Annotated in this window: 12 protein-coding genes; 11 read left to right on the top strand and 1 reads right to left on the bottom strand. The window is 59.4% G+C overall.

Going from position 1 to position 13558, the window contains the following annotated elements; translation table 11 throughout:
• Positions 1-57 precede the first annotated feature (57 nt).
• Genes K1W69_RS20870 through K1W69_RS20855 form a run of 4 tightly spaced genes read left to right on the top strand, consistent with a single transcriptional unit; the run spans position 58 to position 5225 of the window.
• Positions 58-1632 carry an ABC transporter substrate-binding protein gene (locus K1W69_RS20870; protein WP_220230375.1) on the top strand — a complete coding sequence of 525 codons (1575 nt, stop codon included), beginning with the start codon at positions 58-60 and terminating at the stop codon, positions 1630-1632.
• Entirely contained in the window at positions 1632-3485 is a 1854-nt protein-coding gene (locus tag K1W69_RS20865) for a dipeptide ABC transporter ATP-binding protein (RefSeq protein WP_220230374.1), read from the top strand. Before K1W69_RS20870 ends, K1W69_RS20865 begins: the two co-directional genes overlap by 1 nt.
• Positions 3482-4405, top strand: a complete 924-nt coding sequence (locus tag K1W69_RS20860) for an ABC transporter permease (RefSeq protein WP_220230373.1) — start codon at positions 3482-3484, stop codon at positions 4403-4405. Before K1W69_RS20865 ends, K1W69_RS20860 begins: the two co-directional genes overlap by 4 nt.
• A gap of 13 nt (positions 4406-4418) precedes the next feature.
• Positions 4419-5225, top strand: coding sequence for an ABC transporter permease (locus K1W69_RS20855; protein WP_370688282.1), 807 nt, complete (start codon positions 4419-4421; stop codon positions 5223-5225).
• Position 5226: 1 nt separating this feature from the next.
• Here the strand turns inward: K1W69_RS20855 and K1W69_RS20850 are convergent, their stop codons facing one another.
• Complete coding sequence (locus K1W69_RS20850) at positions 5227-7338, bottom strand: molybdopterin-containing oxidoreductase family protein (protein ID WP_220230371.1); 2112 nt, start codon at positions 7336-7338, stop codon at positions 5227-5229.
• 67 nt (positions 7339-7405) lie between these two features.
• On the opposite strand from K1W69_RS20850, the gene K1W69_RS20845 reads away from it, so the two are divergent.
• The 7 genes from K1W69_RS20845 to moaD all read left to right on the top strand — a co-directional run bounded on the left by K1W69_RS20845 (position 7406) and on the right by moaD (position 13556).
• Positions 7406-8269 (top strand): 23S rRNA (adenine(2030)-N(6))-methyltransferase RlmJ, encoded by an 864-nt coding sequence (locus K1W69_RS20845; RefSeq protein WP_220230370.1) that lies wholly within the window; start codon positions 7406-7408, stop codon positions 8267-8269.
• Between the two features lie 91 nt (positions 8270-8360).
• A complete protein-coding gene (locus tag K1W69_RS20840; protein ID WP_220230369.1) occupies positions 8361-8777 on the top strand; it encodes a hypothetical protein in 417 nt (138 codons plus the stop codon).
• 89 nt (positions 8778-8866) lie between these two features.
• Positions 8867-9463 carry a glutathione S-transferase family protein gene (locus K1W69_RS20835; protein WP_220230368.1) on the top strand — a complete coding sequence of 199 codons (597 nt, stop codon included), beginning with the start codon at positions 8867-8869 and terminating at the stop codon, positions 9461-9463.
• Positions 9464-9583: 120 nt separating this feature from the next.
• Positions 9584-10531 (top strand): calcium/sodium antiporter, encoded by a 948-nt coding sequence (locus tag K1W69_RS20830; RefSeq protein ID WP_220230367.1) that lies wholly within the window; start codon positions 9584-9586, stop codon positions 10529-10531.
• 88 nt (positions 10532-10619) lie between these two features.
• On the top strand, positions 10620-12620 hold the full coding sequence (gene uvrC, locus K1W69_RS20825) for an excinuclease ABC subunit UvrC (RefSeq protein ID WP_220230366.1): 2001 nt from the start codon (positions 10620-10622) through the stop codon (positions 12618-12620).
• A gap of 96 nt (positions 12621-12716) precedes the next feature.
• A complete protein-coding gene (gene pgsA, locus K1W69_RS20820) occupies positions 12717-13298 on the top strand; it encodes a CDP-diacylglycerol--glycerol-3-phosphate 3-phosphatidyltransferase (protein WP_220230365.1) in 582 nt (193 codons plus the stop codon).
• A gap of 3 nt (positions 13299-13301) precedes the next feature.
• Positions 13302-13556, top strand: coding sequence for a molybdopterin converting factor subunit 1 (moaD, locus tag K1W69_RS20815; RefSeq protein ID WP_220230364.1), 255 nt, complete (start codon positions 13302-13304; stop codon positions 13554-13556).
• Positions 13557-13558: the final 2 nt, after the last annotated feature.

Below are 13558 nucleotides of genomic sequence, written 5' to 3'. Positions count from 1 at the left end.
GTTCGCGTCTGATCAGCGAACTCCATTCTCTCCTCTTCACGCCCATTAGGAGCTCCGATGTCTCACCTTATCCGTCCTACGCGCCGCGGCTTTATGACCGGCGCGGCCGCTCTCGCCGGCGCCGCCACATTGCGCTTCCCGACCCCTGCCCTGGCCCAGTCCGATCGCCCCGATCTGGTTATCGCCGTGCAGGGTCTCGTCGACAACCTCGAACCGATCGCGGCCATTTCGAATGTCGGCATGCGCGTCGTCAACGCCATGTATGACACGCTTCTCTACCGCAACTTTCTTGCCAATCCCGATGGTTCGGGCGCGGTGATCGAACCCGGTCTTGCGACCAACGTTGAGCGCCTTAACGACCATACCGTTCGCGTTACGCTGCGCGACGACGTGGTTTTCCACAATGGCGAGCCGATGACCGCTCAGGACGTGGCCTTCTCGTTCGGCTACGACCGGATGTTCGGCCCCGAACCGCTCACCCCGCGCGCCGCCTATTTCCGACCCGATCTCGCTGAAGTCAGCGTCATTGACGACTCGACGGTCGAGTTCGTTACCAACGGACCAGACTACGCAATGGAAAAACGGCTCGCATCCTGGATCGGCTGGGTAGTGCCTGAAGGGTATTTCAGAGACAAGGGGCTCGATGGTTTCGGCACCGCGCCCATCGGCACCGGCCCCTACAAGTTGAAGGAATTTCTGCGCGGCGACCGCGTCGTGCTGGAAGCCAATGACGACTACTGGCGTGGCCGCCCGACCGCCCGCACGGTGACCTTTGTCGTTGTCCCCGAAACCGCGACCCGCGTTGCTGGTCTGATTTCTGGCGAATACCACATCGCCTGTGCGCTGAATCCGGACAATATTCCGCTTTTGCAACGCTACGAGGAAGTCGAGGGCCGCGGCGCACAAATCGAAAACACCCATCTCGTGGTTCACAATCAGGTCGACAATGTTCTGGCTGACAAGCGAGTCCGCCGCGCGATGCACAAGTGTATCGATCGCGACGCCCTCAATACCGCTCTGTGGGCTGGCCTCGCCGGCGTGACCAACGGCTTTCAGCTTCCAATGCAGGGAGAGGCATACGATCCGGGTCGCGCGCCGTACCGGCAGGATATCGAGGGCGCTAAAGCGCTGCTCGCAGAAGCCGGATACTCGGGCGAACCGATCACCTATCGCACGCTCAACGACTATTACGTCAATTCCGTCGCCGCCGCCCAGGCCATGCAGCAATGGTGGCAGGAAGCCGGTCTCAATGTCGAAATCGAGATCAAGGAAAACTGGGGACAGGTCACCGGCGACGGTCTGATGAGCCGCAACTGGTCGAACGGTTTCCCGCTGACCGACCCAGTCACACCGCTGACGACCGACTGGCACGAAGGCTCCAACGTTCAGAAAAACTACGGATGGAAGGCGCCGGAGGAATTCAACGCCTTGCTCGGTAAAATCCGTTCGATGCCGAACAGTCCGGAACGCAGCGCCGCGTTCCAGCGCGCACTGGATATTTTCGACGATGAAGCGCCCGGCACGCCGCTTTATCGGCCGTACGAACTCTACGGCATTCAGTCCTCGATTGGCTGGAGCCCCGTCACGTTCGAATGGATGGAGCTGCGGCCGCATAATCTTGCGTTCGATTGATGCAGATCCCAACGCTATCGTCAGCGGCCTTAACGGCCGCTGACACACCTCAACTCTCAATCGAAGGGCTATCCGTTGCGCACCGGTCTGCGCCCCAGACCCAGCAGGTTTCGGACGTATCTCTCATATTGCCGGCCGGCGGCGCGCTCGGCATAGTGGGTGAATCCGGATCGGGAAAGAGCCTCACCTGTCTGTCGATCATGGATCTGTTGCCTGGCGCGCTAAAACAAAGCGCGGGAGTGGTTCGGCTGCACGGAAAGCCGCTTGCGCCCGGTCGCAAGGGCATACGCGGCCGGCGCATCGCAATGATATTCCAGGACCCGGGCGCAACGATGAACCCCTTGCGGCGGATCGGGCCCTTTCTTTCCGGTCTTGTCAAGCTGCACCGTGGGCTGACAGGGGCCGCCGCCGAAGCGGAAGCCGTGCGCCTTCTCGACTCCGTGCGCATGCCGGCGGCGCGAGCGCGTCTGCGCGCCTATCCGCACGAACTCTCCGGCGGGCAGAACCAGCGCGTGATGATCGCTGGCGCTCTGGCTGGTGACCCTGAAATCCTGCTCGCCGATGAGCCAACCACGGCGCTGGACGTAACGACCCAGGCGCAAATCCTCGACCTTCTGGCAGAACTGAGAGCCGAACGCGGCATGGGCCTCGTGCTCGTCAGTCACGATTTCGGCGTCATCGCGGAAGCCGCCGACCATGTCGCCGTCATGCGCGCTGGCCGCGTGGTTGAGAAAGCGCCGGCCGACCGCCTGTTTTCGTTTCCGCAACACCCTTATACGGCTTCTCTGCTTGCATCCATACCTCCGGAACTGGGTCGCGCATCAGCTTTAACGTCGCGCAAAAATCCGCCGTGCAATCGCCCATCGAACGCGACGAAGGCAATCGGCCTTAAGGCGCGCGGCCTTTCCCGTCTATTCGAAGCCCGCGGCCGCGTCCGAGTCCACGCACTCAATGGCATTGACCTGACCGTACAACCGGGCGAAATGCTGGGGGTCGTCGGGGAATCGGGATGCGGCAAATCCACCTTCGGCCGACTGCTCGTCGGCTTGGACAAACCGAGCTCTGGCGACATTCGCGCTGGTGGAAAGCCACTCGTTATTGAAGACGGCGAAGCCTTCCGCAACTCGCGCCGTCAGCTACAAATGGTCTGGCAGGACCCCTTGTCCGTGCTCAATCCCCGTTTGTCGATCGGGCATCAGATCATTGAGGTTTTGCAGACGCATCGAATCACAGACGATACACAAAGTCGGATGCTTGAATTGCTCCAGGCGGTCAATCTGAAAGCAGAGCATGCGTCGCGATACGCCCATCAGCTTTCCGGAGGCCAGCGGCAACGCGCCGTCATCGCTCGAGCGCTCGCGGTAGAACCGCAGATCGTTGTGTTTGACGAACCCGTTTCCGCCCTCGACCTTTCCGTGCAGGCGCAGGTCATCGAAATGATCGCCGATATTCGCGATCGCTTCAACCTTACCGGTATATTCATCAGCCACGACATTCGGGTTGTCCGCTACGTCTCGGATCGTATTGCGGTCATGTATCTCGGACGGATTGTGGAAATCGGGCCAGCAGACGACATATACCACGCTCCGAAGCATCCCTATACGCAGGCCTTGCTTTCCGCTGTCCTCAGCACTGATCCGAAGCGTCGCAAATCCAGGAGTATTCTGCGCGGCGATCCGCCCGACCCAGCCCAAATGCCATCCGGTTGCCCCTTCCACCCACGCTGCCCCAGGGCCGCGGCCCGATGCAGGGTCGAGACGCCGGCGCTTCAGGCAGGAGCGGACAGCCGTTTCACGGCATGCCATGCGGTAGATGTCGAAACATCTGGCCGGCATTGGGAGGCCGCAGCGTGATCCGTTTCATCTTCATCCGCACGATACGCGCGATCCTGACTGCATTGACCGTCGTGACCACAACTTTCGTTGTTCTGCGCGTGACCGGCGACCCTGTCCAGTCATTGCTGCCGGTAGAGACAACGCCGCCCGAAATCATCGAACTTTATCGGCGCATGTGGAACCTCGACCAGCCGCTCTGGCAGCAATATGTCGGCTATTGGCAGGGCATATTCCACGGCACGATGGGACGGTCGTTCGTCGATGGACGAGATGTGGTCGGCATTATTGCCGAACGCATTCCGATCACGCTTGAATTGATGGGCTGGACCTTCGTTGCGATGCTGGCGATTGGCCTTCCTGCAGGCATTGCCGCCGCCCTGAACCGTGGAAGCTGGATTGACCGGCTGGTCATGGCCGCAGCAGTCGCAGGGCACGCGCTGCCCGGCTACGTTATGGGCATCCTTATGATCTGGCTGTTCGCCGTCGAATTGCGCTGGCTGCCCTCCTCCGGTTACGGCACGCCGCAGCATCTGATCATGCCCGTCATAACGCTCGCGACCGCCTACGGCGCCGTCATCGCCCGTTTCACCAGGGCTGCAGTGCTGGAAGTATTAGGCCAGCCGCATGTTCTGGCAGCGAGATCCCAGGGCTGGGCCGGACACACCATCATGCGCCGAGAAGTACTTCCGAACGCTGCGATACCGCTCGTCACGATAATCGGCCTTTTTCTTGGCGGGCTGATCGGCGGTTCGGTGATCGTCGAATGGATCTTCGCCTGGCCGGGCATCGGCCGCCTGCTCGTCACATCGGTCGCCGGCCGCGATCTCGCAATTGTCCAGGCGCTCGTCTTGCTTTTCTCCGCCACAATGATTTTCGCAAACCTTATGGTCGACCTCGCATATGCATTTCTCAATCCGGCAATCCGCGTCCGCGGTTAGGCAAAGTTCTCCGGTGCTAGTCGCCGCATGCGTCTGGCTCGGACTTATGGTCTTTGTCGCTGTTTTCGCGCCATGGATTGCGCCCTACGGCTATGCCGAACAGGATCTGCTCCTGCGCCTGCAGCCGCCGAGTTTTGCAGGCGGTCCGCCAGGACACTGGCTGGGTACTGACCATCTCGGTCGGGATGTCTTCAGCCGGGCGATCTATTCTATCCGAATATCCATGGCGGTCGCCTTCTTCGGAGCGTTGATAGGGGCAGTTGTCGGTACTTCGCTCGGCGCGCTCGCAGCTCACAGACGCGGCCTCGTCGAGGAAATCGTGATGGGGCTGGTCGATGTCCAGGCAGCGCTGCCTTTCCTGATCTTCGCCCTTCTTGTGATCGCGTTTTTCGGCAACGATCTTTTTCTGTTCGTTCTCGTTGTCGGCTTTCAGGGCTGGGAGCGTTACGCAAGGCTGGCGCGCGGCCTTGTTCTGGACGCAAAGACGCGTGGCTACGCCGCAGCGGCCCGTTCCATGGGGTTACCTCTTTGGAGGGTCTATTTCGTTCATATCGGGCCCAATATCGCTGGCGCCATGGCCGTCCAGTTCACTCTGAACCTGCCAGAGACAATCATTCTGGAGGCAGGCCTGTCATTCCTGGGACTGGGCATACAGCCGCCGCTGACGTCGCTTGGCCTCATGCTCAATGACAGCCGCAACTACATCTTGTTGCACTGGTGGCTGCCTGCAGTGCCCGGCGCGTTGATTTTCATCACGGCGCTGTCAATGAGCCTCATCGGCGACGGACTGCGCGATTGGCTCGACCGCTCCCAGAGATAGCTCAGTTGCCCGTCTTGCGAAGCCACACGTGGTTATCGTGGAAGGCCGCGCCGCCGTAGGGCGCAATGCAGTCGGCGCCGGTCAACACGTTGATTCCCTCGCCGTCCAGGAAGCTCTTGTTCGGCCACAGACCTTCGGAAATCAGCACCCCTTGCTTCAATCCCTCGGTCACCTTTGCATGAAGCCGGACTTCTCCACGCTCGTTTCCAAGCGTGACGATGTCGCCGTCAGAAATTCCCAGCTCTTCGGCGTCATGGGGTTCGACAAGAACTTCGGGCCGCCCCTCCCGCTTCCGCGATGACGGCGTTTCAGAAAAGGTCGAGTTCAGGAAGGAGCGAGCCGGCGACGTCGCCAGTCGAAACGGAAACGCATCGCTGGTTTCCTCGATCGTCTCGAAATGATCGGGAAATTCGGGCAGGTCCCGATAGGGTCCGAGCGCTCCGAGAGACTTCGGCGGCCGGTTGGGGGCCGGCGAACCGGACCAGTCCGGACGGAAACGGAATTTGCCGTCCGGCCAGTTGAAGCCGTTGAGGTAATGCGACATCTCGAAATCCGGCTGGCAATCGAGCCAGTGCTCCCGTTCCAGGGTTGCGAGATCGCTCCGGTCGCTGGCGCGCAGCATGTTGTCGATCAGTTCATTCGCCGTCTTGTGGAAAGCCGGATCCGCATCCACGCCAAGACGACGCGCCAGACCGTTGAGGACATCGAGATTCGGGCGCGGGCCTTCCGGCGGATCCACCAGTTTCGGACCGAGGACGATGTGCTGGTTTCCGCCCGACTTGTAGATATCGTCATGTTCCAGAAACATTGTCGCCGGCAACACCACATCAGCCATATCGGCGGTTTCCGTCATGAATTGTTCGTGGACGAACGTGAAAAGATCTTCGCGCGCAAAGCCGCGTCGGACCAGACGCTGTTCCGGCGCGACATTCACCGGGTTGGTGTTCTGGATAAGCAACGCCGTCACCGGCGGGCCATGTCGCAGCGCCTCGGGGTCTCCCGTCAGCACCCGGCCGATCTGGGACTGGTCGAGATAACGCACACTGTCATCCCGCATACCAAGTCCTGTGACTTCGGCGGTGTTCAAGCCGTATATTCCGCCATTGTTATGAAAGGCGCCACCGCCTTCGTGCTTCCAGGCGCCGGTAACGGACGCAATGCACATGGCGGCGTGCATGTTCACGGTGCCGTTGCGCTGGCGCGTGAAACCGTAACCCAGTCGCAAATAGGTGCGCGGCGTTTCGCCAACCAGTCGCGCGAAGGCTTCAATCTCCTCTGCGGCCAGCCCGGTGATAGCCGAAGCCCAGACAGGATCGCGGGTTTTCAGATGCGCCTCAAGGCCGGCCGGATCATCCGTGTACCGCTCCAGGTAGTCCCGATCGGCAAGGCCGTCCCTGAAAAGGACATGCATGACGGCGCAAGCCAGAGCGCCGTCCGTGCCAGGACGCAGGATCAGCTTCATGTCCGCCTGCTGTGCGGTAGCATTGTCGTAGATGTCGATGACGACGATTTTCGCGCCGCGCTTCTTGCGAGCGCGCGTTGCGTGGGTCATTACATTGACCTGCGTCGCGACCGCATTCGTGCCCCAAATCACCACGCAATCCGATTTCGCCATCTCCCTCGGGTCAGGTCCGGCAAGAAGCCCTGTGCCCAACACGATGCCCGTCCAGGCAGCATTGGTGCAAATGCTGTCGAACTGCCCGGAATATTTGGCGGCGTGCCTCAGGCGGTGGATTGAATCGCGCTGCACCAGCCCCATGGTTCCGGCGAAATAATATGGCCATACGGTTTCGGAGCCGTGTGTCTGTGCGGCGCGAATGAATTGTTCGGCGACCAGGTCCAGAGCGTCGTCCCACTCCATCTCCTGCCACTCGCCAGTTCCCTTTTCGCCCTTTCGCCGCATCGGTTTGAGCAACCGGTCGGGGTGGTAGAGCCGTTCCGCGTAGCGCGCAACCTTGGCGCAGATGACCCCGGCGGTATAGGTCTGCTCCCGATCGCCGCGCAGACGGGTCACCGTGTTGCCGTCCGCAATATCGACCTCGAGGGCGCATGTTGAGGGACAGTCGTGCGGACAGGCAGAATATCCGGTCCTCATCTGTGCATGTTCATTCATGGATATTATTTTCTTCCGATCGGATCGCTCCTATAGACTACTGGTCACTGACCAACGAGGCAATGACGTGAACTACCGGCATATCTATCACGCGGGCAATTTTGCGGATGTATTGAAGCACAGCGTCCTTGTTCGCATCATTCTCTACCTGCAAAGAAAGGACCGCGCATTCCGGATGATCGACACCCATGCCGGCCCGGGGCTCTACGATCTCGGCAGCGAGCAGGCAGGAAAGACCGATGAATGGCGGTCAGGAATCGGCAGGCTTCTGGATTTCACTTTCGACAGGCGGATGGCGGATCTGCTGTCTCCTTATCTTTCGGCTGTCCGCAAGTGCAATCCGGACGGAGAAATGACATGGTATCCCGGTTCGCCGAAGCTTGCGCGACTGCTACTGCGTCAGCAGGACAGGCTCTCGGCAATTGAACTGCATCCGCAGGACGCGAAGCTACTGACAAGACTGTTCGACGGGGATTTCCAGGTTCGTGTGACGCAACTGGACGGCTGGCTGGCGCTTGGCTCGCATGTGCCGCCGAAGGAAAAGCGCGGGCTCGTGCTCGTCGATCCGCCATTTGAAATTCCGGGCGAGTTCGATCGGATGGCCGACGGCCTGGCGCGAGCGCACCGCCGCTGGCCGGGCGGCGTCTACTGTCTGTGGTATCCGGTCAAGCAAACCGCGGAAATCGATGCTTTCCACAAGAAGCTGAAGACGCTCGACATTCCGAAAATACTGTGCGCGAGCATGCAGGTCGGCAATCCCAAAGACCATGCGGGGCTCGCAGGCAGCGGCCTCATTGTCGTCAATCCGCCTTATGTGCTTGAAGAGGAACTCGCGGTCATGCTTCCCGCGCTGACGCGATGTCTTGCGCAGTCGGAGGCGGCGTCACATGAACTCTTCTGGATTGCATCCGAAGCGGCAATGGAATTTTAAGCTCGTCATGTTTTGCTTCAGTCTTGACGGTCGTCACCGTCTCGACCATCTTCTGATGCATTCTCATTTCCACATTCGGGGGACCTGTCGTATGTCTCTGAAACGCCTTCTGCTCGCCGCCGTTACCCTTGCGTCCGTTTCCACGGGCCTGCTGCCGCTGACCGTTTCTTCCGCCAGGGCGGAGATCGCTTGCGAAAGCTCGCTCGTCCTATGGTCAGTTTCCCGCAAATTTCACACCTATGATCGCAATGTCATCAAATCAGGCTTGCGTATCGAGGAGCTTTATGACGCCCATCCGGTCTACTCGACCAATCACACAAGCGATACGCTGATACCGCGGCAATATTGCAAGGCGCGCGCGATGATGAGCGACGGCCGAGATCGCACCGTCTGGTACGTCATCGAATACGGGCAGGGCTTCGCCGGCGTCAGCTACCGGGTCGATTCGTGCATTCCGGGTTTCGACCCATGGCATGTTTACGGCGCCGACTGCTTTACCGTCAGATAATCAAGAAAAAACTGCGACCGGGATCGACCGTCGTCCTGTCGCCGACGGGTGGTTGTTGACGCCATCCCAACCAGAACAGGAAACGCCACATGAAAATTCTCTATTCCCCTACTTCACCCTATTCCTCAAAGGTGCGGATGGCGGCCAATTATTGCGATTTGGCGTTCACGGAAGAACTGGTGGACGTCTATTCCGATCCCAGCCAGTTGCTTGAGGTCAATCCCCTCGGCAAGATTCCGACGCTCCTCGAAGAGGATGGCGTCGCCGTGTATGACAGCCGCGCCATCATGCAGTATCTGGATCGCAAGAGCGGCCGCAAGCTGTTCCCGCGCAACCCCGCCAAGCGCTCCGAAGCCGAAAAACTGGAAGCGCTTTGCGACGGTGTCATGGATGCATTGCTGGCGATTCGTTTCGAGCCGATGTTCCATGCGCCCGAGAAAATCGAACAGGCCTGGATCGACAGGCAATGGTCGAAAGTGGTCCGTGCTCTGGACCACCTCAACGCAAATCTGCCGAGAACGTCGAAGAACCTGCATGGCGGCCATTTCGCCCTGGCTGCTCTGGTCGCCTATCTCGGTCTTCGCTTCGAGGGCGAATGGGAGCGCGGCCGCTCCAAACTGAAAAACTGGCCAGACAAATTCAGCCGCTTCTTTCCCGAGTTCGAGAAACTGAAACCGCAGGTTTGAAGATGCTGCGGCCAATTCGGCCGCGCATTCATTGAGTTTTCAAGCTTCGTACCTATATCCGGGGTGCTCAGCCCTTTCACAACAAACTCATCAGCAAACCGAGCAGAAAACAGTCAGTCGATGTTCAGCATACTTATTCTTGTCGCCGGACTCGCACTGCTCATTTTCGCCGGGGACCTGCTCGTGCGCGGGGCCGTGGCCTTTGCCGAAAAGATCGGAATCAGCCCTCTCATCATTGGGCTGACGATCGTCGCTTTCGGAACATCGGCGCCGGAACTCTTCGTCTCTCTCAAGGCTGCCATGAATGGCATTTACGGCATCGCTATCGGCAATGTGGTTGGCTCGAACATTACCAATGTGTTGCTGGTGCTTGGCATCCCCGCGCTAATCATGCCCGTCGCCTGCCGTGAAAAAGGCCTTGGCTTCAGCCTTGTCATGATGTCGGCCATGACCATCGTGCTGATGATCATGATGGCGATGGGGCGGCTCGGACATATCGATGGTTTGATATTGCTGGCCATGCTCGGCGTTTTTCTCGCCTGGCAGTTCAAGCGGGCGCATTCCGATATGAACAACCACGAGATGGTTGAAGACTATCATTCGGAACTCCAGAAATTGCCGGTCGAGAATTCCCGCATTGCGGCCTACACGCTGTCCGGTCTGATCGGCTTGCCCATCGGCGCGTCGCTGACCGTGCACGGAGCCGTCGATATCGCCCAGTGGATGGGCGTGTCCGACACTGTGATCGGTCTGACCATCGTTGCTATCGGCACATCCCTGCCCGAACTTGTCACCACCTTCATGGCGGCGTGGCGGCGCAGCGGCGCGGTCGCCATCGGCAATGTCGTCGGCTCCAACATCTTCAACGTCGGCGCGATTCTCGGCATTACCAGCCTGGTCCACCCGTTGCGGGTGCCAGTGAGGATCGTCTATCTGGACATGTGGATACTCGCCCTCTCCACTATCCTGCTCCTCGCGCTGGCTTTCATTTCCAGACCGATTGGCAAGCTGGGAGGCATGGCCCTTGTCGCCGCCTACTGTCTCTACTTCGCGGTCATCCTGTATTGAAGCGGAAGCGAATGGCGGTTTGACAGCCCTGCGGTGACGGACCACATACTGGCCGGAAAATGGCCGAAGGCCGATTCGAGACAGTGGAATGACGCCTGAAGAAGACACGGCCGCAGAAAGCGGACCAAACGAACAGATATCCGACGAACCGGCAATCAACGCGACGACCTGGGAAGGCGCCGGCGCGCTCGCCTCCGATCTTGCCGGGCCTGAGCGCATTCAGGAATTCGTCAAGATCCTTCCCAATGCGCCAGGCGTTTATCGCATGCTCAACGGCGATGGCGACATACTTTACGTCGGCAAGGCGCGGAGCCTGAAGAAGCGCGTTTCAAACTACGCGCAGGGTCGCGGCCACACCAATCGAATCTCCAGTATGGTGCGCGACACAGCGAACATGGAGTTTATCACCACCCGCACGGAAACCGAGGCGCTGCTTCTTGAAGCGAACCTGATCAAGCGGTTCAAACCCCGCTACAATGTGCTTCTGCGCGACGACAAATCATTTCCCTACATCTTGCTGACCGGCGATCACGAAGCCGCCGGCATTTACAAACATCGCGGCGCCCGCTCACGTCAGGGCTCCTATTTCGGGCCTTTTGCTTCGGCCCAGGCGGTTGACCGAACCATCAATGCGCTGCAGCGGGCGTTCCTCATCCGCACATGCACGAATGCGATGTATGAGACCCGGACGCGGCCCTGTCTCCTCTACCAGATCAAGCGTTGCTCGGCGCCCTGCACGGGCGAAATCGATCTCGAATCCTATCGAAAGCTCGTGGACGAGGCGACGGATTTTCTTTCGGGCAAGAGCCAGAAGGTGAAGGGCACCCTGGGCGAAGCGATGCAGCAAGCTTCCGAAGAACTCGATTTCGAGCGCGCGGCGGTTTATCGCGACCGGTTGGCGGCTCTATCGCATGTTCAAAGCCACCAGGGCATCAATCCGCAGACGGTGGAGGAGGCCGATGTTTTCGCTATCCACCAGGATGGCGGCCTCAACTGCATCCAGGTCTTTTTCTTCCGCACCGGACAGAACTGGGGCAACCGCGCCTATTTTCCGAAGGCCGACCCCGCGCTTCCGATGGAGGAGGTGCTCGGCGCCTTCCTCGCGCAGTTCTACGACGACAAGCCCTGTCCGAAACAGATCCTCGTGTCGCACGCCATTCCGGAAAGCGATTTGCTGGTCGAGGCACTGTCAATGCGCGCGGGCCGCAAGGTCTCGATCTCCGTACCGCATCGCGGAGAAAAACGCGATCTCGTACAGCAGGTGGCCACCAACGCCCGTGAAGCCCATGGTAGACGACTTTCTGAAACATCCACGCAAGGCAATCTTCTGAAGGCGATGGCGAGCACCTTCGGTCTCGCCCGTCCGCCGAGCCGCATCGAGGTCTACGACAATTCCCACATCATGGGCGCCAACGCCGTCGGCGGCATGATAGTCGCCGGCGCGGAAGGATTTGCGAAGAACCAGTACCGCAAGTTCAACATCAAGTCCGAAGAGATCACGCCCGGCGATGATTTCGGGATGATGCGGGAGGTTCTTCACCGGCGCATCGCCCGCCTGATCAAGGAACATGAAAGACCGCAAACGAAAGATGCGGACGACGACTCGCACGACGTTGCAGAAATTCCGGCGTGGCCCGACGTTTTGCTGATCGACGGCGGCCAAGGGCAACTCTCCGCTGTTCAGGGCATTCTGGAGGAACTCGGCGTTAGCGATGAGATCACCGCAATCGGCGTCGCAAAGGGCGTTGATCGCGAAGCTGGTCGGGAACGTTTCTTCATGAAGGGACGCCAGGCCTTCTCGCTGCCGCCGAGAGATCCGGTTCTGTATTTCATTCAGCGCATGCGCGACGAGGCGCACCGCTATGCAATCGGCGCGCATCGCGCTCGACGGAGCAAGGAGATTACGCGCAACCCGCTCGACGAGATCGCAGGAATCGGCCCGGCGAGAAAACGCTCTCTGCTGCACCATTTCGGCACGGCGAAAGCCGTCTCGCGCGCAGGCGTCGAGGATCTGGTGGCGGTTGAAGGGATTTCGCAGGCCACGGCTCAGATGATTTACGATCATTTTCATGAGGATCGCCGCAATTAAGGCAATCTTCGCTTTATAGAAATCATTTGATCGTCGGTGTTGACGCGAAGCGCGGCGCCCTATTTTTATGACGGTGACATTCTCCCGGATTTCTCCATGGCGTCCCATACGTATAAATTACCTAATCTGCTTACCTACGGTCGCATTCTCGCCGTTCCTTTGATCGTGCTGTGTTTCTTCATGGAAGGTCGGCTGCATGGCTCCGACTTCGCGCGCTGGAGCGCGCTTGCGTTGTATCTGATCGCTTCGATCACCGATTTCTTTGACGGATATCTCGCCCGTGTCTGGAACCAGACGTCGCCAATCGGCCGTATGCTCGATCCCATTGCCGACAAGCTGCTGGTCTCATCGATTCTTCTGCTTCTGGCTGCGGACGGGACTATTGCCGGATGGACCATCTGGGCTGCGATCATCATTCTCTGCCGGGAAATCCTGGTGTCCGGCTTGCGCGAATATCTGGCGGAACTGAAGGTTTCGGTTCCCGTGACCTGGATCGCCAAATGGAAAACCACACTCCAGATGATCGCGATCGGCTTCCTCCTGGCGGGCCCTGCTGGAGACAAGATCATCCCCTATGTGACCGAGACCGGCATTGCACTGCTCTGGATCGCCGCGATCATCACCATGTATACCGGATACGATTATTTCCAGGCAGGCCTGAAACATGTGGTGGACTAGACGATGGTGAAACTTGTCTATTTCGCGTGGGTTCGCGAGCGCATCGGCAAGAGTGAGGAAGAGATCGTTCTGCCGGACAGCGTAACAACAATCGACGACCTTCTCGACCACCTGAAGCAACGCGGCGAGGAATATCGCAACGCGCTTGAGCATTCCGACGTGATCCGGGTCGCCCTTGATCACCGGCACAGCCAGCATGACGCCGCAATCGGCGGCGCCAGCGAGATCGCGCTTTTTCCGCCCATGACCGGTGGGTAACC

Source organism: Flavimaribacter sediminis, from assembly GCF_019492055.1.
Lineage (GTDB): Bacteria > Pseudomonadota > Alphaproteobacteria > Rhizobiales > Rhizobiaceae > Flavimaribacter > Flavimaribacter sediminis.
The sequence above is the reverse complement of the archived record's forward strand: the minus strand, read 5'-3'. Positions and strand labels throughout refer to the sequence as shown.

Coding starts and splice junctions, on each gene's coding strand:
- K1W69_RS20870 (WP_220230375.1), top strand. CDS start 58: ATGTCTCACCTTATCCGTCCTACGCGCCGCGGCTTTATGACCGGCGCG.
- K1W69_RS20865 (WP_220230374.1), top strand. CDS start 1,632: ATGCAGATCCCAACGCTATCGTCAGCGGCCTTAACGGCCGCTGACACA.
- K1W69_RS20850 (WP_220230371.1), bottom strand. CDS start 7,338: ATGAATGAACATGCACAGATGAGGACCGGATATTCTGCCTGTCCGCAC.
- K1W69_RS20840 (WP_220230369.1), top strand. CDS start 8,361: ATGTCTCTGAAACGCCTTCTGCTCGCCGCCGTTACCCTTGCGTCCGTT.
- K1W69_RS20835 (WP_220230368.1), top strand. CDS start 8,867: ATGAAAATTCTCTATTCCCCTACTTCACCCTATTCCTCAAAGGTGCGG.
- K1W69_RS20830 (WP_220230367.1), top strand. CDS start 9,584: ATGTTCAGCATACTTATTCTTGTCGCCGGACTCGCACTGCTCATTTTC.
- uvrC (WP_220230366.1), top strand. CDS start 10,620: ATGACGCCTGAAGAAGACACGGCCGCAGAAAGCGGACCAAACGAACAG.
- pgsA (WP_220230365.1), top strand. CDS start 12,717: ATGGCGTCCCATACGTATAAATTACCTAATCTGCTTACCTACGGTCGC.
- moaD (WP_220230364.1), top strand. CDS start 13,302: ATGGTGAAACTTGTCTATTTCGCGTGGGTTCGCGAGCGCATCGGCAAG.